Source organism: Micromonospora sp. NPDC047812 (genome assembly GCF_040704175.1).
Lineage (GTDB): Bacteria > Actinomycetota > Actinomycetes > Mycobacteriales > Micromonosporaceae > Micromonospora.
Map to the genome: position 1 here is coordinate 401,749 of NZ_JBEYRY010000002.1, position 26,389 is coordinate 428,137.

The window sequence follows — 26,389 nt, forward strand, 5'->3', positions numbered from 1 at the left end:
GACGTCACTGCGGGATGTCCTCCAGGAGATCCGTCACCATCGCGGCGATCGGCGAACGCTCCGAACGGCTGAGGGTGACGTGGGCGAACAGCGGATGCCCCTTGAGCGCCTCGATCACCGCGGTCACCCCGTCGTGCCGGCCGACGCGCAGGTTGTCCCGCTGGGCGACGTCGTGGGTGAGGACCACCCGGGAGCCCTGGCCGATGCGGGAGAGCACCGTGAGCAGCACCCCACGCTCCAGCGACTGCGCCTCGTCCACGATCACGAAGGCGTCGTGCAGGCTCCGGCCCCGGATGTGCGTCAGCGGCAGCACCTCCAGCAGCCCCCGGGAGGTGACCTCCTCCAGCACGTTCTCGTGCACCACCGCGCCGAGGGTGTCGAAGACCGCCTGCGCCCAGGGCGACATCTTCTCCGACTCCGAGCCGGGCAGATAGCCCAGCTCCTGGCCGCCGACGGCGTAGAGCGGGCGGAAGACGATCACCTTCTTGTGCCGGCGGCGCTCCATCACCGCCTCCAGTCCGGCGCAGAGTGCCAACGCCGACTTGCCGGTGCCGGCCCGTCCGCCCAGGGAGACGATGCCCACCGACTCGTCCAGCAGCAGGTCGAGCGCGATCCGCTGCTCGGCCGAGCGACCGTGCAGCCCGAACGCCTCGCGGTCGCCACGGACCAGCCGTACGGTCTTGTCCGGCAGCACCCGGCCCAACGCGGAGCCCCGGCCCGAGTGCAGCACCAGGCCGGTGTGGCAGGGCAGCCCGGCGGCGGCGTCCAGGTCCAGCGCCTCGCCGGCGTAGAGCTGGCCGATCTGCTCCTCGGCGAGTTCCAGTTCGGCCATCCCGGTCCAGGTGGGGTCGCTGGCCTGGCCGTGCCGGTACTCGTCCGCCCGCAGGCCCACCGAGGCGGCCTTGACCCGCAGCGGCATGTCCTTGCTGACCAGGGTCACCTCCCGCCCCTCGGCGGCGAGGTTCAGCGCGACGGAGAGGATCCGGGTGTCGTTGGAGTCGGTGCGGAACCCCGGCGGCAGCACGCCGTCGTCGGAGTGGTTGAGCTCCACCCGCAGCGTGCCGCCGGAGTCGTTGGCGGGCACCGGGCGGTCCAGTCGCCCGTGCCGGACCCGCAGCTCGTCCAGCATGCGCAGGGACTGCCGGGCGAACCAGCCCAGCTCCGGGTGGTGCCGCTTGCCCTCAAGTTCGGAGATGACCACGAGGGGCAGGACCACCTCGTGCTCGGCGAAGCGGTGGAAGGCCGCCGGGTCGGACAGGAGCACCGAGGTGTCCAGGACGAACGCCTGGCCGGCTGGTCGGGGCTCCTCGGTGTCGACCGGGGCGGCGGACGCGCCGCGGCGGCTCCGGGTGGCGCGGCGGGTCGTGGCAGTCGCGGCCGGGGTCTGGTCGGTCCCGGCGGGCGTACGGCGAGTCGTCACAGGCCTGCTCCGACGGATGGGCACCCGCCACCCGTGTTCCGCCTCCTCCGGTGCCCGGGGACACGGGGTCGGATGCGGAACCCCGTGCGCGAGGTCGCAGATCCGGGCGGACCGGCTGGCCCGGGAGAACCCCGTGCCATGCCTAGACGCTAGCCGCGTCGGACCCCGTCGGCTAGAGGGCGGAGGTGGATCTCCGGGGACCGACGGGTGAACGCCGGCCGGCGGCGGAACCGGCCGGGATGCATGCCCCCTGCGCGCATCCCGGCCGGTGGGACCACCGTCACCGGTCTGACGTGGTCCCGACGGTGCGTGTCCGCCGCGGACGACGCACCGCGCCCTGGTTCCGGTCGACGGGGCCTCGGGCTCCCCGTCGACCGGGGTTCAACCAGTCCGCCGGACCAGGGTGCCGGTCGGGTGCCGCCCGGCGACCGGGGCGACCGGCGCCGAGAACGACGAGCCGGTGTACGTGGTGCCGGGCCGCACCACCGTGCCGGTGACCCGGGTGGTGGCGGCGGGCGGCGGGCCGGCCAGGGCGGAGGCGATGGCGGCCTGGGCGTCGCGGCGACGCCGGTTCCACGCCCCCCGGTCGCCGTCGAAGTAGCCCTGCCGGTAGCCGAAGCGGTAGCCGATGCGGTAGCTGAGCTGACCGTGCAGCCGCCCGGCCGCGTAGCTCGTGGCGCCGAGGACGAGGACGAGGAAGACGGCGAGGAAGGGGCTCATCCGGCGGCTCCGGTGCGCCGCGGGTGCCGGGTCATCGCTCCTCCGGCTCGGTCGACGTGGGCTCGGCGACCAGGAGCCGGTCCAGGTCGTCGGTGCTGACCTCCTCGACCAGCTCGACGCTGATCCGGCAGCCGTCCAGGACAACCTCGGCCACCGAGGAGCGGCGGATCTCCCCGCCGGCGTCGTACACGCGGACGCTGACCTCGGGGCAGCCGAGGTGGGTACGCCAGGCGTCCCACTCGGTGCGATCGCCGACGCTGAGTGACAGGTAACGGCAGCCCCGGGCGAGGTAGAGCCGCCATGGCGCGCTCAGGCCCGTGGCCACCCCCTCCGCGATCAGGCCGAAGGCCTGGGCACGGGTGGCTAGCTCGGTCACCACACCCCCCTCGCGCCGGGGGCGTGACGCATGTGAGCACTGATCGTCTCATGCACGTGACACACCGTAGATTGTCTCATGGGCGTGACAGTATCAGCTTTTCGTCCGTTTACGACGACCTCTACGGGCATCTATTCTGCCCAGGTGACACCCCTCAGGAGCGGTGCCGACTCGTTCACCGGCACCTCGAAAACTACGTCACGTCTGCGTGACAACAGCGTGCCAGGACACGCACCGGTGGACGGATGGTCGTACCGTCACCGAGTGACCGAGACGGCCAACGCACGGAAGATCGCCTTCGCCACCTTCGTCCGGAGGGCGCTCGACGAGGCCCGGGCCACCCGGGCGTGGAGCGGCACCGAGGTGTCCCGTCGCACCGGCGTCTCCCGGCAGACCATCAACCGCTGGGTCCGGGGCGACTGGGCGAGCGACCCGGAGGCCGAGCGCGTGGTCGCGTTCTGCGCGGGCCTCGGCCTCAGCCCGGCGACCGCCTTCGCCGCGCTGGGCTGGGAACGGGCGACCGCCCCGCGCAACACCCCGGCCCCGCCGCCGATGGACCCGGACGTGGAGGCGCTGCTGCGGCGGCTCGTGGACCCCGACGTCTCCGACGCGGAGAAGTTCCACATCCGGGAAACCATCAGATATCTCGCGTACCGCCCCACACTCCCGGTCGACGTCCGAAAACGAGGGAAACAGGCCGGCTAGTTCCTCAGATGGCGAAAGAACGGCAGGTCAGACTCATTCGTTTCGCTCCGGGGCCGGAACGGGCGCGCTAGCGTCCGTACTCGTACTGCTTGGGCTCGTCGTCGGCGGGGGGACGGGACAAGGCCGAACCCAGCCCTGCGGGACAGAAGGAGGGGTCTGTCCATGACCCTGAAGTGGATGGCAGTCGTGATCGCCACCGTGTCGCTGACACTGGGCGTGACCGGAAACGTGGTGACCCTGGCGGTCAACGGCGGGCAGCTTCCCCTGCTCGTCAACCTCGTCGCGCTCACCTGCGCCGGCACCGCGGTGATCCTGGCCGTGGTCGCCGAGCTGCACCACCGGCTCGACGACCGGGTCAGCGCGCTGACCGAATTCCTGGTCAACAAGCTGCAGGAGATCGAGGACCGCACCGGCGACCGCAACAGCGGGTTCGTCGAGGGTTACCTGCTCAACCACGGCCAGGAGGCCGCCGTCGTGCCGTTCGGCCGGCGGGGACGGGGAGCCGCCGAACGCTGACCGTCGGGCCCGCCACATCCCGACCGCGCGCCCCCGGGGCGTCGGCCGGAGGCCATCTCTCGGCCGGGGGTTGAGCCGCCCCGCCCGGGGTACGCTGTCGCGCGTGCCGCCGTTGAATCTGGGCAACCAGCAGCCGAGGATCCCGTTGGACGCCGACCAGGCCTGGCGGACGACCGCCGGGAGGTCGGCCGGGACCGTGCTCTTCTTCGACTTCGACGGCACCCTGGCGCCGGTCGACGACGATCCCACCGCCGTGCGCCCCGCCCCGAAGGTGCTGGCGGCGATCGAGGCACTCGCCCCGGTCGTCCGGCGGGTCGCGATCGTCTCCGCGCGTCCGGTCGACTTCCTCCGCGACCACCTCGGTGGCCTCGCCGGCGTCGACCTGTACGGCCTCTACGGCCTGGAGCACAGCCACTCCGGCGGCGAGACCGTGACGGAGCCGGCGGCCCTGCCCTGGGTGCCCACCATGGCGGAGCTGGCCGACCTGGCCCGGGCCGAGCTGCCCGAGGGCGCGCTGGTGGAGTACAAGCGGCTCTCCGTGGCGCTGCACTGGCGCACCGCGCCGCAGCTCGGCGCGGCCGTGGAGCGGTGGGGTCGGGCCCAGGCCGAGCGGCTCGGGCTCAAGGTCCAGGCCGGGCGGATGGTGCTGGAGCTCAAGCCCCCGGTCGACCGCGACAAGGGCATGGTCATCGACGAGATCGTCCGGGACGCCGAGGGCGCCTGGTACTTCGGCGACGACGTCTCCGACATCAAGGCGTTCGCCGCGCTGCGGGCCCGGGCCGCCGCCGATCCGCACTTCTTCGGCGTGTGCGTCGCCGTCGCCAACCCGGAGACGGGCCACGAGGTCGCGGAGGCCGCCGACCTGACCCTGGACTCCCCCGCCGCCCTCGGCGCGTTCCTCACCGACGCCACCCGACACCTCACCTGACTCGCTCCCGGCCGGGCCGGGGCGACGCGCCTGCGACCGGCCGGGCCGGCGGGGCCGTCGGGACCGGCGAGGCGTTCCGGGTCGGTCAGGCGCCGTAGCGGCGCTGGCGGTTGGCGTACGAACGCAGGGCGCGCAGGAAGTCGATGTGGCGGAACTCCGGCCAGTTGAGTTCGCAGAAGTAGAACTCCGAGTGCGCCGACTGCCACAGCATGAAGCCGGAGAGGCGCTGCTCGCCGCTGGTGCGGATGACGAGGTCGGGATCGGGCTGGCCCCGGGTGTAGAGGTGCTCGGCGATGTGCTCGACGTCCAGCACCTCGGCCAGTTCCTCGAGGGTGCCGCCGGTGGCGGCGTACTCCAGCAGCAGCGACCGCACCGCGTCGGTGATCTCCCGCCGGCCGCCGTAGCCGACCGCGATGTTGACCTCGGTCCCGCCGCTGCGGTCCCGGGTGCGTTCCTCGGCGGCCTTGAGCGCGGCGGCGGTCGAGGCCGGGAGCAGGTCGAGCGCGCCGACCATCCGCAGCCGCCAGGGATTGCCCTCCTCGGCCAGCTCGACCACCAGATCCTCGATGATCTGGAGCAGCGGGTCGAGTTCCTTGGCCGGTCGGCGCAGGTTGTCGGTGGCCAGGAGGTAGAGCGTCACGTGCTCGATGCCGGCCTGGTTGCACCAGCCCAGCATGTGCTTGATCTTGACGGCGCCCATCCGGTGGCCGTCGTTCGGGTCGACGTAGCCCATCTCCCGGGCCCACCTGCGGTTGCCGTCGCACATCACGCCGACGTGCCGGGGCACCGGCTTGCCCGCGAGCTTCGCCGTGAGGCGACGCTCGTACACGGAATAGATCAGGTCCCGCAGAGTCATCACCTTGCAGCGTAGCGACCTGCGCGCCGGATCACCGCCTCGGAGTCCGCTCCCACGCCGACAGACCGATGCCGATCATGCCCAGCGTGCGGGCGTCGAGCCGCCCGTCACCCAGCCCCAGCTCCACCACCGTCCGGTAGACGCGGTCGTCCCGACCCGCGGCGCGGACGGCCGCGTCGACCACCCGGCGGCGCCGGGCCAGCCATGCCGCCAGCGAGCTGTGCCGCAGGTGGGTCCCGAGCCGTCGGCGCAGCGTCGCCGCGTACCGCCGGGCGGCCTGCTCGGGCGAGCCCGCGGCCGCCGCCCCGGCGAGCGCGCCGGAGAGCAGCGCGTAGAAGATGCCCTCGCCGGTGAACGGGTTGATCAGGGAGAGCGCGTCGCCGGCGAGCAGCAGCCGGCCGCGCCCGGGAGCGGGCCGGTGCGTCGACAGCGGCAGGTGGTGGGCCCGCAGGTCGGCTACCGTGGCCGGGTCCGTGCCGGGCAGCAGCGCGCCGAGCCGGTCGACCAGGTGCGCCCGGGTCAGCGGCTCGCCCCGCAGCACCTCCCCGTACCCGACGTTCGCCCGACCGTCCCCGATCGGGAACGACCAGGCGTACGCCGGCCAGCGCGGCGCCGAGGTGACGATGAGCTGTTCGGGCGGGCCGGGCAGCGCCGGGGCGTACCCCCGGATGGCGAGCGCCAGGTGCCGGTCGGGATTCGGCCGGTGCCCGAGCGCCCGCCGGACCACGGACCCGGCGCCGTCCGCGCCGACCACCGCCCGCGCCGCCAGCGTGCCGTCGAGCACCACCCGGTCCGCCCGGACCTCGACGTGCCGCACCGCGTGCCGACGCAGCCGCGCGCCGGCCGCGACCGCCGCCGCCACCAGCCGGGCGTCGAAGACCCTCCGGGGCACGGTGTACGCCGGCCGGGGCAGCGCCCGGGCCACGGCACCGCCCCCCGGACCGACCAGCCGCAGCGCCGGCAGTGGCGCGTACCCGGTCACCGCGTCGGGCACCCCCAACTCGTCCAGCACGTCCAGCGCGTGCGCGGCGATGCCGTCCCCGCACGCCTTGTCCCTCGGGATGTCGGAGCGGTCCAGCAGCAGCACGCTCGCCCCCGCCCGCCGGGCGGCCAGCGCGGCGGCCGACCCGGCCGGACCGGCCCCCACCACCACCACGTCGAACTCGTCGCCCACGGACTCGTCGCCCACCGCGTCGCCTCCCACCGCCGGTCCGGCTCCTGTGGCCATCCTGCCGCCGGAGACGCCCCCCGCGTCGAAACCCGCCCGGCACGTCGGCCGGGTCGTCCTGGTGCCGCCGATGCCCAGCCGGCGCCGATCCGCACCCGCACCGGCCGCGTGGGCCCGTGGGAGGTCGCCGCGGGGCCGCCGCGGGTCACCGCGAGCCGCCACAGCGTCGCCGCAGGCCGCCACAGCGTCGCCGCAGGCCGCCACAGCGTCACCACGAGCCACCGCGAGGCCGCCACAGCGTCACCACGAGCCGCCGCAGGCCGCCGCGAAGCCGCCACAGCCTCGCCGCGAGGCCGCCACCGGTCGCCGGGCAGGAACCGGTCATCCCGGTTTCGGTCGCGGGGGCGTGGACACCGATGTGCGGGCGCTGTCGAGCTGCCCGCACGGATGGGGCAGGGAGTTCCCGGGGTGCGTGGGCGCCGGCGGTCTCATGGACGGGGCAGCTCGACAGCGCGCAAGGGGACCGTCTCCAGCTGGTCACCTCTCCCCCCGCGGCACCCCCGGCGCGCGGAGGTGACCCGCGACGTCCCTTCCTTCTCCCTGCGCCGGGCTCCTTCTCCGGGCTTCCTATGCGGGCTTCCTGTGCCGGCTCTTTATTCCGGCCGAGCGGCGCGTTCGGCGCGGGTGGCGCGCCAGAGGCCGTAGATCGTCAGCGCGGCGGCGGCCACCAGCGGGCCGCCATCGCGGACCAGCCCGTCCGGGCCGAGCAGCCACCAGCACAGCGGCAGGTCGACGGCGAGCACGATCGCGGTGACGGCCACCAGCAGCGTGCGCGCCCAGCCCTTGCCGCGCATGAGGAAGGCGGTGCAGAACAGCACCGCGTAGCTGGTCACGATCCCGGCGGCGAACCAGAGCAGCACGGCGGGCACGGCGGCGAGCCGGTCGTCCAGCACCGCGCCGCCGGCGACCAGCGCCGGGACCAGCATGAGCGGGCTGTAGGTGAACGCCGCGACCCGGCTGGTGAGGAGCCAACCACTGACCTCCGGCCGCCGGGGCGGGGTCTCCCGCCAGGAGATGCCCTCCCGGTCGATGACCAGGCGGGGCCGGTGGCGGACGAGGTGCCCGGACACGGCGGGCGAGCGGTAGAGCAGCCAGACCGCGGCGGTGCAGAGCACGGTGAGCAGGGCGAACCCGAGCAGGCCCGGCAGCGGCGGCACCCCCTGCCGGGGCACGATCAGCCGGCCGATCGCGAAGACCGTGGTCACCGCCAGGATCAGCCCGAACGGCCGGGCCACGGTCCGGCCCCGACGGACGTGCCCGATGAGCAGCAGGAAGCCGAGCGAACGGAGCATCGCCCAGCCCGTCCGCACCGCCAGCCCGAAGCCCTGCTCCGGGGCGTACCACCAGTTGAGCAGCTCGACCACGACGGTGGCCGCCGCGGTCAGCGCGAGCAGTGCGGTGAGCGCCCGGACGGCGGACGGCCGCCGGACCTCGGTCGCGGCGGCCGTCCTCATGGGATCCGATGATGCCCGGTCGGGGCGTCTGTCACACCTGTCTCAGCGCTGCGGCGCCGCGTCGAGCCGGGCACGCAGCGCGTCCAGCTCCGCCCAGAGCACGCCCGGCAGCTTGTCGCCGAACTTCTCGAACCACTCGGTGACCATCGGGAGCTCCTTGCGCCACTCCTCCGGGTCGACCTTCAGCGCGATCCGGACGTCCTCCGGGGTCATGTCCAGGCCCTCGACGTCGAGCGCGTCCTGGGCCGGGACCATGCCGATCGGCGTCTCCACCGCCTCGGCGCGCCCCTCGATCCGCTCGATGATCCACTTGAGCACCCGGGAGTTCTCGCCGAAACCGGGCCAGAGGAAGTTGCCCTCCGGGTCCTTGCGGAACCAGTTGACGTAGTAGATCTTCGGCAGCTTCGACTCGTCGCCGTCGGTGCCCTTGCCCATCTCGATCCAGTGCCGGAAGTAGTCGCCGGCGTGGTAGCCGATGAACGGGAGCATCGCCATCGGGTCGCGCCGGACGACGCCGACCGCGCCGGAGGCGGCGGCGGTGGTCTCCGAGGAGAGCGTCGCGCCCATGTAGACGCCGTGCACCCAGTCGCGGGCCTCGGTCACCAGCGGGATGGTGTCCCGGCGGCGACCGCCGAAGAGGATCGCGTCGATCGGCACGCCGTTCGGGTCGAAGTAGTCCTCGGCCAGGATCGGGCACTGGGTGATCGGGGTGCAGAACCGGCTGTTCGCGTGCGAGGAGAGGCTGTCGCTCTCCGGCGTCCAGTCGTTGCCCTTCCAGTCGACCAGGTGCGCCGGCGGCTCGCCCATGCCCTCCCACCAGATGTCCCCGTCGTCGGTGAGGGCGACGTTGGTGAAGATGGAGTTGCCCCGGTCCAGCGTCCGCATCGCGTTGGCGTTGGTCTTCCAGTCGGTGCCGGGCGCGACGCCGAAGAGGCCGTACTCGGGATTGACGGCGTAGAGGCGGCCGTCCGGGCCGAAGCGCATCCAGGCGATGTCGTCGCCGATGGTCTCGACCTTCCAGCCGGGGACGGTCGGCTCCAGCATGGCCAGGTTGGTCTTGCCGCAGGCCGACGGGAAGGCCCCGGCGACGTGGTAGACCTTGCCCTCGGGCGAGGTGATCTTGAGGATGAGCATGTGCTCGGCGAGCCAGCCCTCGTCGCGCCCCATCACGCTGGCGATGCGCAGCGAGTAGCACTTCTTGCCGAGCAGCGAGTTGCCGCCGTAGCCGGAGCCGAAGGACCAGATCTCCCGGGTCTCCGGGAAGTGCGAGATGTACTTCGTCTCGTTGCACGGCCACGCCACGTCCTGCTGGCCGGGGGCGAGCGGGGCGCCGATGGAGTGCAGCGCGTGGACGAAGTCCGCGTCGTCGCCCATGGCCTCCAGGACCTTGGCGCCCATCCGGGTCATGATTCGCATGGAGGCGACGACGTACGGGCTGTCGGTGATCTCGACGCCGAACATGGGGCTCTCGGCCTCGACCGGGCCCATGCAGAACGGGATGACGTACATGGTGCGCCCGCGCATGCAACCGCGGTACAGCTCCGTCATCGTCCGCTTCATCTCGGCCGGCGCCATCCAGTTGTTGGTGGGGCCGGCGTCCGCCTCGTCGACGGAGCAGATGAAGGTGCGCTCCTCGACCCGGGCGACGTCCGTCGGGTCGGTCCGCGCGTAGAACGAGTTGGGCTTCTTCTCGGGGTTGAGCCGGATCAGGGTGCCGGCCTCGACCAGCTCGTCGGTGAGGCGGCGCCACTCCTCGTCGGACCCGTCCACCCAAACGACGCGGTCGGGGGTGGTCAGTTCAGCGACCTCACGGACCCAGGCGAGCAGTTTCGGGTGGGACGTCGGGGCCTGATCGATACCCCGAACGGTAGCCGGAGCAACCATGACACATCTCCTTGTGGTCGACGCTGACCGATCTATGGGATGCACGAGTCTTGACGGCGCTATGCGTCGCCTTCGTGGAAACCTGGGATTGGCCTCAGCGTAAACCGGGCGAGGTCACCAGTCAGTGGGACTGGTTGTGAAGAACTGCACAAGGTACGGGCACGCTGCGGCATCACGAGCTAATACCCGCTTTCACGAGCAGTTTCACGCAAATCCTGTGGGGAACCCGTCACCGACCGGGCCGGGCCGCGACCCCGGCGGCGAAACCCACGAACCGCCCCGGAGGGACGCACGATCCCGTTACGCTCTGTCCACAGACACACACTCGGGCGAGCGGTCCGCCGTTGCTACCCGTGCGGGATGACCCCAGCCGGTAGGCTCGCGTCGTGGCCGCGACGATGACCGGGGAGCCAGGCTCCTCGCAGACCCGCCCGGGTCTGGTCCGCTCGCTGGTGGACCGTTTCGGTCACCTGGTCCGCGAGTTGAGCAAGTTCGCCACCGTGGGCGGGATCGCCTTCCTGATCGACTTCGCGCTCTTCAACTACCTGACGAGCGTGCGGGGTGTCGAGCAGGTCACCGCGAAGACCATCTCGACGGTGATCGCGGCGTCCGTCGCGTTCGTCGGCAACCGGTTCTGGACGTGGCGGCACCGCAAGCGCTCCCACCCGGCCCGCGAGTACGCGCTGTTCTTCTTCTTCAACGGCGTCGGCCTGGGGATCGCCGTGGCCTGCCTGGCGGTCAGCCGCTACGGCCTGGGCAGCATCTGGCCGGGGGTGTTCCAGACCCCGCTGGCCGACAACGTCGCCAGCTTCATCGTCGGGACCGGGCTCGGGACGCTGTTCCGGTTCTGGTCCTACCGACGGTTCGTCTTCGTCGAAGCGGGAACCCCGTCCGTTCCGGAAGAGAAGCACGACCGAGACCACCGGGCGTGACCTACCGCCCACCTTCGTCCCGGCCGGAGCCTGCCGGCCCCGCCCACTGCCCTAAGGTGTTCCGCATGCGTCTTGTCCGTCTGCTGCCTGAGCGCTGGCAGAAGTTCATCCACGAGGCGCTCAAGTTCGGAATCGTCGGCGGCGTCAACACCGTAATCAATTACGCCGTGTTCAATGTGCTCGCACTGACTGTTTTCGTGGACGGTCAACTGAAGGCGACGGTCATCGCCACCGTGGTGGCGACGATCACGTCTTATCTGATGAATCGTCACTGGACGTACCGTGATCGCCCCAAATCGGCCATGCGGCGCGAGTACGTCCTCTTTTTCCTCTTCAACGGTGCGGGCCTGCTCATCGAGCTGGGTGTCCTGGCCGCCGCCAAGTACGGGCTGGGCCTGACCAGCCTGCTGGCCCTCAACGTGGCCAAGACCGGCGGCGTGCTGCTCGCGACGCTGTTCCGCTTCTGGTCCTACCGGACGTTCGTCTTCCAACCGGCGCCGGCCCACGCGGCCGAGACGTGGCACAGCATCCCGCGCGACGAGTGGGACACCATGGCCGAGATGGACCCGGTGGCCGAGTTGGCGGAGTCGATCTCCGAGCTGGAGGAGTCCGAACCACCACCCGGCGCCGCGCGCCGTGGCCCACGCGTCGCGCCCGGCCCCGAACCCGCGTCGGCGGCGGCCCCCGTCCAGGGGCGCCCCGTCCCGCTCGACGCCAACCTCGGCGGCTCCCTCGACCGGGAGCTGGAAGCGGAGCTGGCCGCCGAACTCCAGGCCACCACCCGCCGTCCGCGGCGCCGCTGACCCACCCGCCGCCCTGGCCTGACCGGTTCCCGCCCGCTTCGGGCCACACCGGTCAGGCCGGGCCGGTTCAGGCGGTGGGGTCGCGCAGCGACTTGCCCTCGTGCAGGTCCGCCAGGATGTCGCGCATCTCGCCGTCGCCGAGGGAGTGCTTGTCGTGGTGGGCCTCCACCAGCTCGTAGAGCTTGGTCTGGACCCGGCCGACCCCCGGCACGTCGTGCAGGACGGACTGGCCCCGCTCGCCGGCGGACTCGATGGTCAGCGTCCCGCAGCCGAGCAGGCGCTCCACGAACCGCTGGTTCATGGCGTGGTCGTTGATCCGGGTCAGCGGGATGTCCCGCCGGTCGCGCGAGAGCACTCCCTGCTGGAGCAGCACCCGCTCGTTGGTGAAGAGGTAGTGGGTGCTCCGCCAGACCAGGAACGGCCAGAGCGCCAGCCACAGCACCGCCAGCAGGGCCAGGCTGCCGATGACGGCGAGCGCGATCGAGCCGCCCCCGCCGGACGGCAGCAGGACCAGACCGGCCACCACCGCCGCGACGGCGAGCACGAGCACCGCGACCGGCCGGATCAGCGCCTTCCAGTGCGGGTGCAGGTGCAGCACGACGTGCTCGTCCTCGGTGAGCACGTCATCGGGGAACGCCACGGGAACCTCCTCGCAGATACGGACGCGCTGACCGTAACCGCTCCCCTCACGCCGGGGGATCAGCCGCGCGGCGGGAGTCGCCGTTCAGCGGAGGTGCAGGACGTCGCCGGCGGCGAGGGCACGGGTGCCGGTGGGGGTGGCGACCAGGAGCTGGCCGTCGGCGTCCACGCCGGTCGCGGTGCCGGTCACCTCGTCGCCGCCGGGCAGCAGCACGCGTACCTGCCGGTCGATCGTCGCGCAGCTCGCCAGGTAGGCGTCGCGCAGGCCGCTGGCGACCGCGTCCCCGCCGGCCGCGCGCCACTCGCCGTACCAGTCGGCGATCCCGCGCAGCAGCGCCCGCAGCAGCGGGTCCCGGTCGGTGGCCGCCGCCCCGGCCAGTTGCAGGGAGGTCGCCGGCAGCCCCGTCGGGTTCTCCGGCAGCTCGTCGGCGCGCAGCGTGACGTTGAGGCCGACACCGAGCACGATCGCGGGCGGCCGGGCCGGCGAGGATCCCGGCACCGCCTCGGCGAGGATGCCGGCGCACTTCGCGTCGCCGACGAGCAGGTCGTTCGGCCACTTCAGGCCCGCGTTCAGCTCGGCCAGCCGGGTCACCGCCTCGACCAGGGCGACGCCGGCGAGCAGCGGCAGCCAGCCGTACCCCGTCTGGGGTGCGGGCGGCCAGCCACGGTCGGCGACGGCCTCCCCGGGGCGGAGCAGCACGCTGGTGGCGATGCCGGCCCGGGCCGGCGACTGCCAGGCCCGGCCGCGCCGGCCGCGCCCGGCGGTCTGCCGCTCCGCGACCACCACCAGCCCCTCGGGCTCGCCGCCCCGCGCGGCCTCGGCGACGTCCGCGTTGGTCGAGCCGGTCTCGACGCGCAGCTCCAGCCGGGTCCAGGGCCCGTGCGGGGCGACCAGCGCCCGCCGCAGCCGCGCCGCCGACAGCGGCGGGCGGTCCAGATCGGTGTACGGCGAGCCCGGCATCCCGTCAGCCTACGGCCGCTCCCGTCCGGCCGACCGGGGGCGTCGCGGTCGGGCTGAGGCGAACTGCACAGCGGCGGCGGCCTGAACCATCGTTATATTCCCAGGGTGACTACCGAGACCGGGATCAACATCCACAGCACCGCGGGCAAGCTGGCCGACCTGGAGCGGCGGGTCGACGAGGCGGTGCACGCCGGGTCGGCGCGCGCGGTCGAGAAGCAGCACGCGAGGGGCAAGAAGACCGCCCGCGAGCGGATCGAGATGCTGCTCGACGAGGGTTCCTTCGTCGAGCTGGACGAGCTGGCCCGGCACCGGTCCACCAACTTCGGGCTGGCGAAGACCCGCCCGTACGGCGACGGCGTCATCACCGGCTACGGCACCATCGACGGCCGGCAGGTCTGCGTCTTCGCCCAGGACTTCACCGTCTTCGGCGGCTCCCTCGGCGAGGTCTTCGGCGAGAAGATCGTCAAGGTCATGGACCTGGCCATGAAGATCGGCTGCCCGGTCGTCGGCATCAACGACTCCGGGGGCGCGCGCATCCAGGAGGGCGTCGCCTCGCTCGGCCTCTACGGCGAGATCTTCTTCCGCAACGTGCGGGCCAGCGGCGTCATCCCGCAGATCTCCCTGATCATGGGCCCGTGCGCCGGCGGCGCGGTCTACTCCCCGGCGGTCACGGACTTCACGGTGATGGTCGACCAGACCTCGCACATGTTCATCACCGGCCCGGACGTCATCAAGACGGTCACCGGCGAGGACGTGGGCATGGAGGAGCTGGGCGGCGCCCGTACGCACAACGCGCGCAGCGGCAACGCGCACTACCTCGCCACGGACGAGCAGGACGCGATCGACTACGTCAAGGCGCTGCTGTCGTACCTGCCGTCGAACAACCTGGACGAGCCGGTGGTCTTCGACGCGCCCGCCGACCTCGACGTGACCGAGGAGGACCGGGAGCTGGACACGCTGATCCCCGACTCGGCGAACCAGCCGTACGACATGCACCGGGTGATCGAGCACGTCCTCGACGACGGCGAGTTCCTGGAGGTCCAGCCGCTCTACGCGCAGAACATGGTCGTCGGCTACGGCCGGGTCGAGGGCCGGCCGGTCGGCGTGGTCGCCAACCAGCCGATGCACTTCGCCGGCACCCTGGACATCGCCGCCTCGGAGAAGGCCGCCCGGTTCGTGCGCACCTGCGACGCGTTCAACATCCCGGTGCTGACCTTCGTGGACGTCCCCGGGTTCCTGCCCGGCACCGGCCAGGAGTGGGACGGCATCATCCGCCGGGGCGCGAAGCTCATCTACGCGTACGCCGAGGCCACCGTCCCGAAGGTCACCGTGATCACCCGCAAGGCGTACGGCGGGGCGTACGACGTGATGGGCTCCAAGCACCTCGGCGCGGACCTGAACTTCGCCTGGCCGACCGCACAGATCGCGGTGATGGGCGCGCAGGGCGCGGTGAACATCCTCTACCGCTCGGAGCTGGCCGCCGCCGAGGACCCGGCAGCCGTGCGGGCCGAGAAGATCGCCGAGTACGAGGACACCCTCGCCAACCCGTACATCGCGGCGGAGCGCGGCTACGTGGACAGCGTCATCCCGCCGCACGAGACGCGTACCCAGATCGTCCGCGCGCTGCGGGTGCTGCGTACCAAGCGCGAGACCCTGCCCCCGAAGAAGCACGGCAACATCCCGCTCTGACGCCCGTCCGGATGCCGGTCAGCAGGACGGGTTGGCGGCGGCGCACATGCGCGCCGCGGCCATCCTGCCGAGGCGCACCATCTCGTCCTCGCTGGCCGGTTCCAGGAGCAGCACGCTCAGCAGGTCACCGACCCGCACCACCACGGTCATGTCCGGTCCCGACTCAGCCTGCCCGTCGGCCTGGTCGAGGGTCGCGGAGACGGAGTGGCGCAGCAGCAGGGACTCGTCACCAGCGAAGTCGCGGCGTGGCACGTCCCAGCGGTGCACGTCCTCGACAGTGACGGACTCGTCGCCCCAGTGGACCGACCGCGTCGCGCGCCACTCCCGGCAGGCGGGGAGCTGCGCGCGCAGCGCCTCGAAGAACCGCGTAGCTCCGTCGCCTCGCATCCGGTGCAGGTCCTGGACGACCAGGGTGTCCCCGGGCCGCCCCCCGCCGGTCGCCGGCCGCAGCACCGTCTGAGAGCGGCTGATCCAGCTCTCCGACGCCCGCGTGTAGCTGCCGCGAGCGGAGGCGCACCTGCTCAGGCCCACGTCGACGGTGCCGCCCAGGCCGGCCTCGCTGAGTTGCAGACCACTGCGCGCCGTCAGGTCGGCCTGTTGCAGCAGGGCCGCCGGGGGGATCTCGACCCGGGCCGCCGGCGCCGCCGGCCGCGGCGGGGACGCCGCCGGGGACAGTTCCCGCTGACCGGACCGGTCCCCGACCGCCACGGCGGAGGCGGAGACGACGACGAGCACCGCAACCGCGGCCAGCACCGCCGTACGCCTGCTGCGCCTGCGGGCCCGGGCGCGGATCTCCGCCGGCTCCGGCCAGCGGACGTCGCGCAGGTCCCGGTGCACCTGTTCGACGAACGTCATCTCGTCACGCATCAGCGGCCTCCTCCAGGTCAGAGACGGCGAGCAGCCCGGCGAGCGCGGCGCGCCCCCGGAAGAGTCGGGCTTTGACGGTGCCCACCGGGGTGGCCGTCTGCCGGGCCACCTCGGCGACCGGCATGCCGACCAGGTAGTAGAGGGCGATCGCGGTGCGCTGCTCCTCGGGGAGCCGGCGCAGGGCGGTGACCACCTCGACGGTGGCGGTGTCCGGGCCGGGCACGCTCTCGTTGGCGCCGTGCCGCAGGTAGGCGCGGGCCCGGCTGCGCAGGCTGCGCCACCGGCTCACCGCGATCCGGCTCGCCACGACCCGCACCCACGCCTCCGGCTCCTCGTACGCGCTCACGGTGGACCAGCGCTGCCAGGCCCGGATGTACGCCTCCTGCACGGCGTCCTGCGCCTCGGCGAGATCGCCGGTGAGCGCGTAGACGTAGCCGAGCAGCCGTTGCCGGCTGCCCCGGTAGAACTCGTCGAACCCGTCGACGTCCGGCACCTGCTACCTCCCCGTGACGGTCGCAGGGGACACGCGCCCGGCGGTGCCGCCGGTTGCCCGGTCAGCCGATCATTTTCGCCAGCTCGGTCACGTCGAACCCGCCGGCCGGGATCCGGCCGCGCAGCGCGCGGCGTACCGCGAGCTGGACGGCGGCGTTCGCCGGGGTCGGTACGCCGTGCAGCCGGCCGAGCAGCACGATCTCGCCGTTGAGGTGGTCGGTCTCGGCCGAGCCCGCGCCCCGGGCCAGGCTCTGCCAGGTGGAGCCGCCGGCCCGCTCCTCGCCGTCGACCGGCCGGTGGTCGACGAGGTCACCCCGCTCGGCCTTCTCCTCCTCGGGCGTGGTGTGCGCGATTCCGGCCGCGGCGAGCACGGCGACCCCCTCGGCCCGGACCCGCTGCCGCAGGTCGTCGGGGACGTCCCGGCCGAGCAGCGCCTGGAGGCCGTTGCCGAGGTTGGCCAGCAGCTTGCCGTACTTCCAGCGCAGCACGTCGGCGCGCACCGGGGCGACGAAGCCGGCGGCGGTCAGGTCGGCGGCGACGGCGTCGTCGGTGGCGTCCGCGCCGGACGGGTAGCGGCCGAGGTGCAGCATGCCGGGGTGCGGGTGGCCGTTGGCCACCACCACCCCCGGCTCCAGATGGGTGGCGGGCAGCCAGACGCAGACGCCGTGCACGTCGGCGAAGAGGCGCAGGGCGGCGCGTTCGTTGGCGACCCCGTTCTGCGCGGTGAACAGCGGCAGGCGCTCGGCCGCCGTACCGCCGCCGGCCACGGGCGCGTCCGCCCATGCCGCCAGCGCCGCTTCGGTGTCCTGCGACTTGACGGTGAGCACCAGGGCGGTGTCGTCGGGCAGCGGCCGGTCGTCCGGCCCGTCGGTGGCCGGCCCGCGCCAGGTCGTCTCGCCGTCGGGCTGCCGCAGGGTCAGCCCCCGCCGCCGGATCGTGTCCAGGTGCGCGCCGCGCGCCACCAGGGTCACGTCGTGGCCGGCCTGCCCCAGCCGTACGCCGATGGTGCCGCCGACCGCGCCCGCTCCGATGATCACGTATCGCACGGGCCCATTCTGCCCGGTCAGGGCGTCAGGCCGGCCTCGGTGAGGATCGGGCCGGCCAGCAGCAGCGCGCCGGCGCCGAGGGCGACCAGGTTGACCAGGGCGAAGACGGTGACCCAGAAGAACGCGGGCAGGGGGGTGAGGCCGGCGAGCTGGTCGGCGTCGGAGGCGGGCATCCGCCCCCGCGAGCGCAGCCGTTGCAGCTCCACCACCGGCCGCACCCCGCCGAGCAGCAGGAACCAGACCCCGGCGTACGCGAACGCCGCCTGCACCTGCGGCTCGGCGTACCAGGAGACGGCGAGCACCACCCCGCCGGTGACCAGCAGCGAGAGCACGCCGAAGACGTTGCGGATCATGACCAGCATGGCCAGCAGCAGCACCACGGCGACCCAGAGCAGCAGGGTGATCCGGTTGCCGCCGAGCAGCCACGCGCCGGCCAGCCCGACCAGCGGCGGGGCGACGTAGCCGGCGAGCAGGGTGAGGATCATCCCCGGGCCGGTGGGCCGGCCGGCGGAGAGGGTGAGCCCCGAGGTGTCCGAGTGCAGCCGGATGCCTTGCAGGCGGCGGCCGGTGAGCAGGGCGACCAGCGCGTGCCCGCCCTCGTGGGCGATCGTGATCGCGTTGCGGGCGATCCGCCAGGGCAGGCGGGTGCTGACCACCACCAGCGCGACGACGGCGGTCAGCAGCACCAGCAGGGGCGGCGGGTCCGGCTGCGCCGCGAACAGCTTGTCCCAGAGACCGCCGAGCCCGTCGATCGACACCATGGGGCGCGAGCCTACCGGCCCCGACCTGTGTCGCTGCGACCTCGTCGGTCCGTATCGTGGAAGGCTGATCCGGTGGCGACAGGAGCGGGAGGTGGACGCCGGTGACTGCGGCACCCCTGGAACCCCACGTCGGCCTGTGGACCGAGGCCGAGTACCTCGCCATGGGCGAGACGCCGAACCGGATCGAGTTGCTCGACGGGAGCCTGATCGTGAGCCCTGCCCCGAGCAAGCGACACCAGCGGGTGTCGCGGCTGCTGGCCAACAGCCTGGACGACGCTGCGGGGGCCCTCGCGGTCTTCGAGGCGGTGAACGTCCGGCTCGGCGTCGACCGCATCGTCATCCCCGACGTGGTGGTGGCCGACACCGACGACGAGGGCACCGTGATCGAGGCGGGCGAGGTGATCCTCGTCTGCGAGATCGTCTCGCCGGGAAACGCGGCCGCCGACCGGTTGATCAAGATGCAGCTCTACGCGATCGCCGGGATCCCGTGGTACCTGCTGGTCGAGCAGGACGGCTCCGGCCACTCGCTGCGGCTGCACCGGCTCGACGGCACGCACTACGTCGAGGAACAGGTCGCGAAGCCGGGCGAGGAACTCCGCCTGACCGAGCCGATCCGCTGGCGCGTCGACCCGGCCACGCTGCGCTGAGGCGGAGACCGCGCCCGTCGGGGTGGTCGACTTCCACCGTTCCTGAAGATTTCCTTAGCTCCCCTTGCCATCCGGGGCACTTATCTCCAAAGATGAACGTCTATTAAGTCCGGCGTCCTTGGAGGCATCCATGACCCGTACCGGAACATCCCTGCGGCGGCTGTTGGCCGCCACCCTCGCGGCCCTCGCCACCGCGGCGGCGGGGCTCGTCGCGACCGCGGCCCCGGCGTCCGCCGCCACCACCCCCGGCATCGACGTGTCCCACTACCAGGGCGCCATCAACTGGACCAGCGTCCGCAACGCGGGCATCCAGTTCGCCTTCATCAAGGCGACCGAGGGCACCAGCTACAAGGACCCGAGGTTCAACACGAACTACGTGGCCGCCTACAACGCCGGCGTCATCCGGGGGGCGTACCACTTCGCCCGGCCCAACATCTCCTCCGGGGCGGTCCAGGCGAACTACCTGGCCTCCAACGGCGGCGCCTGGTCGGCCGACAGCCGCACCCTCCCGGCCGCGCTGGACCTCGAGGCCAACCCGTACGCGGGCGGCTACTGCTACGGCCTGAGCACGACCGGCATGCGGAACTGGGTCCAGGACTTCCTCAACACCTACCGCTCCCGCACCGGCCGCTATGCCGTCATCTACACCACCACGAGCTGGTGGAACCAGTGCACGGGCAGTTGGACGGCCCCGTGGGCGAACCACCCGCTCTGGATCGCCCGCTGGTCGAGCACGGTCGGCACGCTGCCGGCCGGGGCCCCGTTCTGGAGCTTCTGGCAGTACACGGACAGCGGCAGCGTGGCGGGCATCAGCGGCGCCGTCGACCGGAACCACTGGAACGGTGACCGGAGCCGGCTGATCGCGCTGGCCAACAACACCTGAGCCTGATTCGCCTGGGGAGGCGGTTGGCGGCAGCGGGATCGGTTGTCACCGTACGGTCGACAACTGGTCCGGCTGCCGCCACGCCGCCGTCACGGGCGTCAGGCCCGCCGTCGGGCCGCCACGGGAACGGTCGCCGCGTTCTCCCGGGCGAGCGCGCCCCGCCGGGCGAAGCGCCGGACGCCCACCCCGGCGAGGGTGACGGTGACGACGCTGAGCAGTGCGACCAGCACCGGCAGGCCGGCGGCGGTGAGCAGCAGGACGATGTCGCCGAGGGCCACGAGCATCCACAGTGCCACTCGGGGCCGGGCGTCCCTCCGTCGGTATCCCATGTCGTACCCTCCCTTCCGTCGTGAAGGTCAGATACCCCGTACGACGGAAGGTCATGCGAGTCGATCTCGCAACGGGCGCGAATCCCGCGGATCAGTCCTTGCGGTCGGGCACGAAGCCCTTGGCGATCCGGTCGAAGTTCGCCAGGTTGGCCTGCCAGTCCTTCGCGGCGACCTCCCAGCGCAGGGCGTAGCCCCGGTTGCTGGCCGTCACGAAGCCCCGGTTGCGGACGTGGATCCGCGTGCCGTCGCGGGTCTCCAGCCACTCCCAGTCCGCACAGGTCTTCCAGTAATCGCAGGGCTCGATGCTCAGGTACTGGTAGTTGCTGACGCGGTTCTTGCGGTCCGGCTCTTTCTGCTTCCAGTCGGCGTACGCGTCCGATTCCGGGTTGCTGGTCCACTGGACCAACAGCTCGCCCGGCCCGTTGGACTGGTCGAAGACGACCGTGCTGCCGTCCACCTGCCGGCGCACCCAGCCCTCCGGCAGCGGCAGCGCGAAGCCGGCCGGGTCCTTGTGCAGCTTCCAGCCCGCCGGCAGCGCGTCCGGCGTCGGGGAGGGGGTGGCCGAGGGCGTCGGGCTCGGCGCGGCGCTCGTGGGCGGGGCCGGCGCGGAGGACTGCGGCGGCTGCCCCTGGGAGGTCGCCGCGCCGGTCGGGTCGGCCTGCGGGGTGCCGCCGCCGTCCCCACCGTCGCCGCTGGTCAGCATCGGCACGACCACCACCAGGCCGAGCAGCAGCAGCGCCACCAGCACGCCGATCAGGACGTTGCGCCGGGTGTTGTCGGGCTTCGTGCCGTCGGACGCCACGACCGTCGCCCGGCCGGACGGCGGGCCCACCGGCGGGGGCATCACCGAGGTGGGATTCGCCGGCTTGCGGGGTGCCGGCTCGGCCTTCGTGTCGTCGAGCGCGGGCTTCGGCGGGTCGACCTTCGCCGTCGGGGCCGTGTCCGAGGTGGACGCTCCGACCTTGGCGGTGGGCGCGAGATCCGAGGAGACCGCCGCCGTCGCGTCCTCGGCGGTGGACGCCGCGGCGGCACCGGCGCCGGCCGCCGCCAGGGGCGCACGCGGTGCCGGCGGGCTGACCGGCTTGTCGGACCCGCCCTCGGCCGGTCGCGGCGCCGGCACCAGCGGCGGGCGCGGCTCACGCGGACCGTTCGGCCCCGGCCGGCGTACGCCGTCGAGCAGCGGGATGGTGCGGGTGCGCTTGCCGCCGGCGCGGCGCAGCAGCTTCTCCGCCACCTCGGCGGTGATCCGCTCCTTCGGGTCCTTGCGCAGCAGGCCGTTGAGCACCGGCTTGAGCGGCCCGGCGTTCTTCGGCGGCGGCATCGGCTCGGTGGCGAGCGCCGCCAGGGTGGCGATCGCCGACGGCCGCGCGTACGGCGACTTGCCCTCGACCGCCGCGTAGAGGGTGGCGCCCAGCGACCACAGGTCGGCCTCCGGCCCGGCAGTGCCCTCGCGGGCCCGCTCCGGCGAGATGTACGCGGGCGACCCCAGCACCATTCCCGTGCGGGTCACGTTCGGGTCGCCGGGGATCGTGGCGAGGCCGAAATCGGTCAGCACCACCCGGCCGTCGTCGCCGAGCAGCACGTTGCCGGGCTTGACGTCGCGGTGCATCACACCGGCCTTGTGCGCCGACTTCAGCGCGGCCAGCACGCCCAGGCCGATCTCCACGGCACGCGCCGGCGTCACCGGGCCGTCCTCGGCGAGGGTGTCCTGCAACGACTTCGACGGCACGTACTCCATGACGATCCACGGATCACCGTCGGTGCGCAGCACGTCGAAGATGCGGACCACGTTGATGTGGTTGAGCCGGGCGATGGCCCGGGCCTCACGCAGCGAGCGCTCCCGCATCTCGCGGCGCTCCTCGTCGGTGAGGCTGGGCGGCGGGACGAGTTCCTTGATCGCCACGTCCCGGTGCAGCACCTCGTCGCGCGCCTTCCACACCCGACCCATGCCGCCCTGACCGAGCGGCGAGAGGAGCCGGTATCGGTCAGCGACGAGTTGGGGCAGCGCGTTCGACATCGCCCAGACGGTACCCGGAGCCGACGACGCTCACACCGCCGGCACGCCACTGTGCGGTTCAGGTCAACCTCTCCGACGCGTACGCTGGCGCCATGTCTGCCGAAGAGCCGCTGTTCCGGGTCGTCCGCGGGGTCCCCACCGCCGAGGAGCTGGCCGCGCTGGTGGGCGCGATCGTCGTACGGTCCCGCCCGGTCGCCGCGGCCCCTCCGGTCGCCGCGTCCGCCTGGGCGCGCTCCGGCCGGCCCCTCGCCGCGCCGGCCACCGGCCCCGGCGCCTGGCGGGCGTCCGGCCTGCCCCGCTGACCTTTTCCGTACGGATCACCGCAGCTCGGCGCCCCTGCGCACCCGTGGGGCGGCCGGCGCGTGCCGGGGCGGGGCTGCCGACAGCCCCGGGGACCCATTAACCTCACTCAGGGAAACGACGCAGTGACAGGCAGGGAGGGCCGATGATCCCCGAGGAGGACGGTCCAGCGTCCTGGCTCCGCGGCTACGGCGGAATCGAGGCCGACATCCGCCAGCTCCGCGAGTTCGCCGACAAGCTCCAGGCCGAGGTGGAACGCAACTACGCCCCGCACCTGTCGTACATCGCCGAGGACATGACGGCGCCGGTGCCCAACCCCGCCGACGCGTTCATCGAGCTGGTCGACTTCCTGCGCGCGCACCACGAGACCCAGCAGGCCACCGCCGACATGGTCTGGGGCGTCCGCGACGCCACCGGCCACCTGGCCGTCGCCGCCAGCACCGTCGCCACCCGCTACACCGGAACGGACGCCTTCGCCGCCGCCCGCGTGACCGACGTCGAACGGGCCCTCGCCCACCCGGCCGCCACCGCGTCCCGCGGCACGCCGCCGGTGTTGTCCGATCCCACCGGCCCTGAGCCCGTGCCGGGGCAGGGGCAGGGTCCGGTGGTGCTGCCATGATCGAACGGGGCACCGGCGGCCGCACGTCCGCTCTCACCGACTGGCGGCTCATGGACGTCGCCAGCATGTGGGCCTGCCTCCAGGACCACGACACCACCAACCACTGGAAGCAGGTCGCCGGCTGGCGCAAGGTCTGCGACCTCGCCCGGACACACCTAAGCCGGCTCCAGGAATACCGCAAGGGGCTGGCCGAGGCATGGCCCCCGGAGACCAACGAGGCCGCCCGGGCATACGTCCGCGAGCTGGACGAGCTGATCGACAAGGTGCAGCGCACACACGACGCCGCCAGCGCCAACTACACCGCGCTCTCCGCCGCCACGCAGGCCATCAGCGCCACGCGGGCGGAGCTCAAGAAGATCTACGAGACGTACGCCGTCAAGGTCCGGGAGAAGCAGACGTACGACGCGACGCTCGCCGACCCGAAGGCCGCCATGGGCAGCCGGGTCCCCGATCGCCCGGTGACGGACGCCGACCTCGAACGGCTCAACGTCCAGGCGCGCGGCATCATGTACGGCCTCAGCGGCGAACTCCAACACGCCCAAGTAATGCTCCGCCAGCCACCGCCTAGGCCCAAGCCTTCACCTGAGGCAGATCAGCCCAACTCCGATGTCTACGGGGGTGCCGGTTCAGGCGCTCCGGTGATTCCGCCCGTCGTTCCCGTGCCGTTGTCAAGTTCGACTACTTCGTCCGTTGCCCGGTCGACTACGAATGCGCGACAGGTCTCCGCACCAACCACCCGTAATGTCGGGCCTGTGCTCGGCGGGGTCAACCCCGGTCTAGCGCCTTCTCCAATCAATCCCGCGATGCCAGGTGCAACTCCACCCGGTCTTCCCACTGGCTCCGGCAGTGGACCGATGCCTGCCATGCCGCCAGGCGTGCGGCCTGGACACGGGCTCTCTGGATTGCCGATCGGTCAGCCTGGCCCTAGCAGCCGGCCGGTCAGCGGAGCCATTGGCGGGCTCCCGCCTGCCACTTCACCGGGATCGCCCCGGCCGATGCCACCAGGTGGTCTGATCGGCGGAACCCCTGGAATGGGACTTGGACCATCGAGTGGCAGCGGCGCGCAGCAACGTCGGGTCAACCCGATTGGTGGGGTAATCGGTGGCGGGGGCGCCGGCACCGCTCCGACCGGGGGCGCAGGCTCCCGCCCTGGGGCTGGCCGCAACTTCAGCGCGGGGCAGGGTATTCCGCCAATCGGTGGAGCACCCGGCATGGGCGCTGCCCGCGCAGGCGGGATGCCGAGCAGGGCAGGGCGGTACGACGGCAGTGACGAAGATTCGCAACGCTGGGATCCGGATCACCCATGGGAAGTGGACCGAGGCGTAAGCCCGGTAGTCCGCGCCCCAGACGAAGATGGCCCCATCGACCCGGGTCCGGCTATTGGCTTCAACCGTTGAGAACTCGGGCCGTCCAAGCCGCCTTGGCGCTGTTCACCCTTACGGCAACATTCCTGCCGTCAACTGCCTCGCATGCGTGGCCTAACCGTAGTGCCGCAAGTCCGCAGGGCATTGATCGGATCCGGGCGGACCAGTGGCATCTGAACTTTCTCAGGATCCCCGAAGTGCACAGGATCGCTCAAGGCGAAGGCGTAACGGTTGCGGTGCCAGACACCGGCGTCCATCCACATCCCGATCTTGCGCGCAATCTGCGCCGAGGCACCGATATCGTTGCCGGGGGTAGTGGCGACGGACAACAAGACCGGAACAGCCACGGAACCGGCATGGCAGGCCTAATCGCCGCCCACGGGCATTCTGGCAAACAAGGCGCCCTTGGCATAGCACCGAAGGCGAAGATCCTTCCCATCCGGGTAAAAATCAACGACCAAGGGGGCACCAGTCACCATTTGGCAGAGGCGATCGACTACGCGATCACGCAAAATGTCAAAGTAATCAGCATTTCAGCAGCAGGAGCAGCAGACAGTCGGTTACATGCGGCAGTCGAGGCCGCAATTCGCGCGGACATTGTTGTTGTCGCCGCAGCAGGTAATAAGCCCTTCAGCCAACACGTCGGATTCCCTGCCTCCTACCCTGGCGCAATTGCCGTAGGTGGGGTTGATCGGCGCGGCCAGCGAGCCCCAGTGTCAGTCGCCGGACCGGACATCGACGTGGTCGCTCCGGCAGTCGATATCTACAGCACGAGTGTCGACGGCAAGTACCGCAAGGGCACCGGCACTTCGGGGGCCACTGCCATCGTCGCTGGGGCGGCAGCGTTAGTTCGGTCCAAGTACCCGTACCTGCCTGCCTCCGAGGTGGCGCACAGGCTGACCGCCACCGCGATCGACAAGGGCCCTCCGGGACGGGACGACGAGTACGGCCACGGTGTCATCGATCTGGTGGCGGCGCTGACGGCTGACGTACCGCCGCTGGGCTTTGGTTCGGCGACGGCGAGCGCGCCTACCCGGACCACCTCGACCACGACGGCGGTAGCGGAGCCGGCGGGCGACGGGAACGATGGAGCGACGACCCGCGGCCTGGTCACCCTCGGGGTGATCGTGGCAGCCGGCGGCGCGTGGACGTTCATCGCCCGTCGGCGTCGTCGTGGTGACGACCCGCCGCCCCGCATCAGTCGCTGAGCACCCGGACGACGGAGACGGGCGGCGGGTGGACACGTCCCACCCGAGACGTCGTCGTCCCGGTCAGCCGGTAACGTCGGCGACGTGCCGAAATCCATGCCGCCCCGCCTCGTGCTCGCCTCGGCGAGCCCTGCCCGCCGCAAGATTCTCCAGGCCGCCGGGATCGAACCGGACGTGCTGGTCAGCGGCGTCGACGAGTCCCTCGTGGTCACGGAGCGGGCCGAGGAGCTCTGCCTGGAACTGGCCCGGATGAAGGCGCAGGCGGTACTCACCCGGCTGCGGCCGACCGACGACCAGCGGACGTTGGTGATCGGGTGCGACTCGGTGCTGGCCTTCGACGGGGAGATCCTCGGCAAGCCGGACGACGCGGCCGACGCCACCCGGCGCTGGGAGCGGATGCGCGGGCGCAGCGGCGTGCTGCACAGCGGGCACTGCCTGATCGACGTCGAGGCGGGGCGGCGGGCCGAGGCGGTCGCCTCCACCGTCGTGCACTTCGCCGACATCGGCGACGACGAGATCGCCACGTACGTGGGTACGGGCGAGCCGCTGGCCGTGGCGGGTGCCTTCACGATCGACGGGCTGGGCGGGCCGTTCGTGGAACGGATCGAGGGTGATCCGAGCACGGTCATCGGGCTGTCCCTGCCGATGCTGCGCCGCCTCCTCGCCGAGCTGGACCTGCGGATCACCGATCTGTGGACGAAGGTCACGCCCGGCAACCAGACGGTCGAGCCGCTCGGCTAGCGTC

General features: G+C 72.3%; 28 protein-coding genes. 13 read left to right on the plus strand and 15 right to left on the minus strand.

The annotated features are described in order from the left end of the window. Positions 1–4: 4 nt before the first annotated feature. The 3 genes from AB0883_RS09500 to AB0883_RS09510 all read right to left on the minus strand — a co-directional run bounded on the left by AB0883_RS09500 (position 5) and on the right by AB0883_RS09510 (position 2,516). Positions 5–1,420: a PhoH family protein gene (locus AB0883_RS09500; RefSeq protein ID WP_121396585.1), complete on the minus strand. Its 1,416-nt coding sequence runs from the start codon at positions 1,418–1,420 to the stop codon at positions 5–7. 381 nt (positions 1,421–1,801) lie between these two features. Continuing rightward, positions 1,802–2,140 (minus strand): hypothetical protein, encoded by a 339-nt coding sequence (locus tag AB0883_RS09505; protein ID WP_366640801.1) that lies wholly within the window; start codon positions 2,138–2,140, stop codon positions 1,802–1,804. Positions 2,141–2,171: 31 nt separating this feature from the next. Beyond that, entirely contained in the window at positions 2,172–2,516 is a 345-nt protein-coding gene (locus AB0883_RS09510) for a hypothetical protein (RefSeq protein ID WP_121399059.1), read from the minus strand. Between the two features lie 264 nt (positions 2,517–2,780). Between AB0883_RS09510 and AB0883_RS09515 the strand changes: the two genes are divergently transcribed. The 3 genes from AB0883_RS09515 to otsB all read left to right on the plus strand — a co-directional run bounded on the left by AB0883_RS09515 (position 2,781) and on the right by otsB (position 4,665). Then, positions 2,781–3,221: an XRE family transcriptional regulator gene (locus AB0883_RS09515; RefSeq protein ID WP_366640802.1), complete on the plus strand. Its 441-nt coding sequence runs from the start codon at positions 2,781–2,783 to the stop codon at positions 3,219–3,221. A 162-nt stretch (positions 3,222–3,383) separates the two neighbouring features. Beyond that, a complete protein-coding gene (locus tag AB0883_RS09520; protein ID WP_366640803.1) occupies positions 3,384–3,737 on the plus strand; it encodes a hypothetical protein in 354 nt (117 codons plus the stop codon). Positions 3,738–3,840: 103 nt separating this feature from the next. After that, complete coding sequence (otsB, locus tag AB0883_RS09525) at positions 3,841–4,665, plus strand: trehalose-phosphatase (protein WP_366640804.1); 825 nt, start codon at positions 3,841–3,843, stop codon at positions 4,663–4,665. Positions 4,666–4,750: 85 nt separating this feature from the next. Here otsB and AB0883_RS09530 read toward each other — a convergent pair whose 3' ends face one another. The 4 genes from AB0883_RS09530 to AB0883_RS09545 form a co-directional block, all read right to left on the minus strand. Further along, complete coding sequence (locus AB0883_RS09530) at positions 4,751–5,521, minus strand: isoprenyl transferase (RefSeq protein WP_366640805.1); 771 nt, start codon at positions 5,519–5,521, stop codon at positions 4,751–4,753. A gap of 31 nt (positions 5,522–5,552) precedes the next feature. Further along, on the minus strand, positions 5,553–6,710 hold the full coding sequence (locus AB0883_RS09535) for a geranylgeranyl reductase family protein (RefSeq protein ID WP_366640806.1): 1,158 nt from the start codon (positions 6,708–6,710) through the stop codon (positions 5,553–5,555). A 632-nt stretch (positions 6,711–7,342) separates the two neighbouring features. Next, positions 7,343–8,203 (minus strand): hypothetical protein, encoded by an 861-nt coding sequence (locus AB0883_RS09540; protein WP_366640807.1) that lies wholly within the window; start codon positions 8,201–8,203, stop codon positions 7,343–7,345. A 42-nt stretch (positions 8,204–8,245) separates the two neighbouring features. Further along, positions 8,246–10,087 carry a phosphoenolpyruvate carboxykinase (GTP) gene (locus AB0883_RS09545; RefSeq protein ID WP_366640808.1) on the minus strand — a complete coding sequence of 614 codons (1,842 nt, stop codon included), beginning with the start codon at positions 10,085–10,087 and terminating at the stop codon, positions 8,246–8,248. Between the two features lie 398 nt (positions 10,088–10,485). Between AB0883_RS09545 and AB0883_RS09550 the strand changes: the two genes are divergently transcribed. Together AB0883_RS09550 and AB0883_RS09555 are read left to right on the plus strand one after the other, a co-directional pair. Then, complete coding sequence (locus AB0883_RS09550; RefSeq protein ID WP_366641691.1) at positions 10,486–11,019, plus strand: GtrA family protein; 534 nt, start codon at positions 10,486–10,488, stop codon at positions 11,017–11,019. A gap of 65 nt (positions 11,020–11,084) precedes the next feature. Continuing rightward, on the plus strand, positions 11,085–11,822 hold the full coding sequence (locus AB0883_RS09555; RefSeq protein ID WP_366640809.1) for a GtrA family protein: 738 nt from the start codon (positions 11,085–11,087) through the stop codon (positions 11,820–11,822). A 67-nt stretch (positions 11,823–11,889) separates the two neighbouring features. On the opposite strand, the gene AB0883_RS09560 is transcribed toward AB0883_RS09555, so the two are convergent. Both AB0883_RS09560 and AB0883_RS09565 read right to left on the minus strand, forming a co-directional pair. Next, positions 11,890–12,462 carry a PH domain-containing protein gene (locus AB0883_RS09560; protein WP_366640810.1) on the minus strand — a complete coding sequence of 191 codons (573 nt, stop codon included), beginning with the start codon at positions 12,460–12,462 and terminating at the stop codon, positions 11,890–11,892. An 84-nt stretch (positions 12,463–12,546) separates the two neighbouring features. Beyond that, positions 12,547–13,422, minus strand: coding sequence for a biotin--[acetyl-CoA-carboxylase] ligase (locus AB0883_RS09565; RefSeq protein ID WP_366640811.1), 876 nt, complete (start codon positions 13,420–13,422; stop codon positions 12,547–12,549). Between the two features lie 105 nt (positions 13,423–13,527). On the opposite strand from AB0883_RS09565, the gene AB0883_RS09570 reads away from it, so the two are divergent. After that, positions 13,528–15,111: an acyl-CoA carboxylase subunit beta gene (locus tag AB0883_RS09570; RefSeq protein WP_366640812.1), complete on the plus strand. Its 1,584-nt coding sequence runs from the start codon at positions 13,528–13,530 to the stop codon at positions 15,109–15,111. Positions 15,112–15,129: 18 nt separating this feature from the next. Here the strand turns inward: AB0883_RS09570 and AB0883_RS09575 are convergent, their stop codons facing one another. From AB0883_RS09575 to AB0883_RS09590, 4 genes are all read right to left on the minus strand, one after another. Beyond that, positions 15,130–15,978: a hypothetical protein gene (locus tag AB0883_RS09575; RefSeq protein WP_366640813.1), complete on the minus strand. Its 849-nt coding sequence runs from the start codon at positions 15,976–15,978 to the stop codon at positions 15,130–15,132. Next, the gene (locus AB0883_RS09580; protein ID WP_121396602.1) at positions 15,971–16,471 is read right to left on the minus strand and encodes a SigE family RNA polymerase sigma factor; all 501 of its coding nucleotides are present in this window, start codon (positions 16,469–16,471) and stop codon (positions 15,971–15,973) included. The genes AB0883_RS09575 and AB0883_RS09580 overlap by 8 nt, the downstream gene beginning before the upstream one ends. Positions 16,472–16,532: 61 nt before the next feature. Further along, positions 16,533–17,516 carry a 2-dehydropantoate 2-reductase N-terminal domain-containing protein gene (locus AB0883_RS09585; protein WP_366640814.1) on the minus strand — a complete coding sequence of 328 codons (984 nt, stop codon included), beginning with the start codon at positions 17,514–17,516 and terminating at the stop codon, positions 16,533–16,535. A gap of 17 nt (positions 17,517–17,533) precedes the next feature. Then, entirely contained in the window at positions 17,534–18,277 is a 744-nt protein-coding gene (locus AB0883_RS09590) for a M50 family metallopeptidase (protein WP_366640815.1), read from the minus strand. Positions 18,278–18,378: 101 nt separating this feature from the next. Here AB0883_RS09590 and AB0883_RS09595 point away from each other — a divergent pair, with 101 nt between their 5' ends. Beyond that, positions 18,379–18,924 (plus strand): Uma2 family endonuclease, encoded by a 546-nt coding sequence (locus AB0883_RS09595; RefSeq protein WP_366640816.1) that lies wholly within the window; start codon positions 18,379–18,381, stop codon positions 18,922–18,924. A gap of 130 nt (positions 18,925–19,054) precedes the next feature. Further along, positions 19,055–19,807 carry a GH25 family lysozyme gene (locus tag AB0883_RS09600; protein WP_366640817.1) on the plus strand — a complete coding sequence of 251 codons (753 nt, stop codon included), beginning with the start codon at positions 19,055–19,057 and terminating at the stop codon, positions 19,805–19,807. A gap of 98 nt (positions 19,808–19,905) precedes the next feature. Here the strand turns inward: AB0883_RS09600 and AB0883_RS09605 are convergent, their stop codons facing one another. After that, a complete protein-coding gene (locus AB0883_RS09605; RefSeq protein WP_366640818.1) occupies positions 19,906–20,136 on the minus strand; it encodes a hypothetical protein in 231 nt (76 codons plus the stop codon). A 91-nt stretch (positions 20,137–20,227) separates the two neighbouring features. Next, on the minus strand, positions 20,228–22,153 hold the full coding sequence (locus AB0883_RS09610; RefSeq protein ID WP_366640819.1) for a protein kinase: 1,926 nt from the start codon (positions 22,151–22,153) through the stop codon (positions 20,228–20,230). A gap of 92 nt (positions 22,154–22,245) precedes the next feature. On the opposite strand from AB0883_RS09610, the gene AB0883_RS09615 reads away from it, so the two are divergent. From AB0883_RS09615 to AB0883_RS09635, 5 genes are all read left to right on the plus strand, one after another. Beyond that, on the plus strand, positions 22,246–22,455 hold the full coding sequence (locus AB0883_RS09615) for an acyl-CoA carboxylase subunit epsilon (RefSeq protein ID WP_366640820.1): 210 nt from the start codon (positions 22,246–22,248) through the stop codon (positions 22,453–22,455). A gap of 143 nt (positions 22,456–22,598) precedes the next feature. Then, on the plus strand, positions 22,599–23,072 hold the full coding sequence (locus tag AB0883_RS09620; RefSeq protein ID WP_366640821.1) for a hypothetical protein: 474 nt from the start codon (positions 22,599–22,601) through the stop codon (positions 23,070–23,072). Continuing rightward, the gene (locus AB0883_RS09625; RefSeq protein ID WP_366640822.1) at positions 23,069–24,469 is read left to right on the plus strand and encodes a hypothetical protein; all 1,401 of its coding nucleotides are present in this window, start codon (positions 23,069–23,071) and stop codon (positions 24,467–24,469) included. The genes AB0883_RS09620 and AB0883_RS09625 overlap by 4 nt, the downstream gene beginning before the upstream one ends. 53 nt (positions 24,470–24,522) lie before the next feature. Then, on the plus strand, positions 24,523–25,644 hold the full coding sequence (gene mycP, locus AB0883_RS09630) for a type VII secretion-associated serine protease mycosin (RefSeq protein ID WP_366641692.1): 1,122 nt from the start codon (positions 24,523–24,525) through the stop codon (positions 25,642–25,644). 84 nt (positions 25,645–25,728) lie between these two features. Next, complete coding sequence (locus AB0883_RS09635) at positions 25,729–26,385, plus strand: nucleoside triphosphate pyrophosphatase (protein ID WP_366640823.1); 657 nt, start codon at positions 25,729–25,731, stop codon at positions 26,383–26,385. The last annotated feature ends 4 nt before the right edge of the window (positions 26,386–26,389 follow it).

Coding starts and splice junctions, on each gene's coding strand:
- AB0883_RS09610 (WP_366640819.1), bottom strand. CDS start 22,153: ATGTCGAACGCGCTGCCCCAACTCGTCGCTGACCGATACCGGCTCCTC.
- AB0883_RS09565 (WP_366640811.1), bottom strand. CDS start 13,422: ATGCCGGGCTCGCCGTACACCGATCTGGACCGCCCGCCGCTGTCGGCG.
- AB0883_RS09625 (WP_366640822.1), top strand. CDS start 23,069: ATGATCGAACGGGGCACCGGCGGCCGCACGTCCGCTCTCACCGACTGG.
- AB0883_RS09540 (WP_366640807.1), bottom strand. CDS start 8,203: ATGAGGACGGCCGCCGCGACCGAGGTCCGGCGGCCGTCCGCCGTCCGG.
- AB0883_RS09600 (WP_366640817.1), top strand. CDS start 19,055: ATGACCCGTACCGGAACATCCCTGCGGCGGCTGTTGGCCGCCACCCTC.
- AB0883_RS09505 (WP_366640801.1), bottom strand. CDS start 2,140: ATGAGCCCCTTCCTCGCCGTCTTCCTCGTCCTCGTCCTCGGCGCCACG.
- AB0883_RS09605 (WP_366640818.1), bottom strand. CDS start 20,136: ATGGGATACCGACGGAGGGACGCCCGGCCCCGAGTGGCACTGTGGATG.
- AB0883_RS09530 (WP_366640805.1), bottom strand. CDS start 5,521: ATGACTCTGCGGGACCTGATCTATTCCGTGTACGAGCGTCGCCTCACG.
- AB0883_RS09520 (WP_366640803.1), top strand. CDS start 3,384: ATGACCCTGAAGTGGATGGCAGTCGTGATCGCCACCGTGTCGCTGACA.
- AB0883_RS09550 (WP_366641691.1), top strand. CDS start 10,486: ATGACCGGGGAGCCAGGCTCCTCGCAGACCCGCCCGGGTCTGGTCCGC.
- AB0883_RS09615 (WP_366640820.1), top strand. CDS start 22,246: ATGTCTGCCGAAGAGCCGCTGTTCCGGGTCGTCCGCGGGGTCCCCACC.
- AB0883_RS09590 (WP_366640815.1), bottom strand. CDS start 18,277: ATGGTGTCGATCGACGGGCTCGGCGGTCTCTGGGACAAGCTGTTCGCG.
- AB0883_RS09555 (WP_366640809.1), top strand. CDS start 11,085: ATGCGTCTTGTCCGTCTGCTGCCTGAGCGCTGGCAGAAGTTCATCCAC.
- AB0883_RS09545 (WP_366640808.1), bottom strand. CDS start 10,087: ATGGTTGCTCCGGCTACCGTTCGGGGTATCGATCAGGCCCCGACGTCC.
- AB0883_RS09620 (WP_366640821.1), top strand. CDS start 22,599: ATGATCCCCGAGGAGGACGGTCCAGCGTCCTGGCTCCGCGGCTACGGC.
- AB0883_RS09575 (WP_366640813.1), bottom strand. CDS start 15,978: ATGCGTGACGAGATGACGTTCGTCGAACAGGTGCACCGGGACCTGCGC.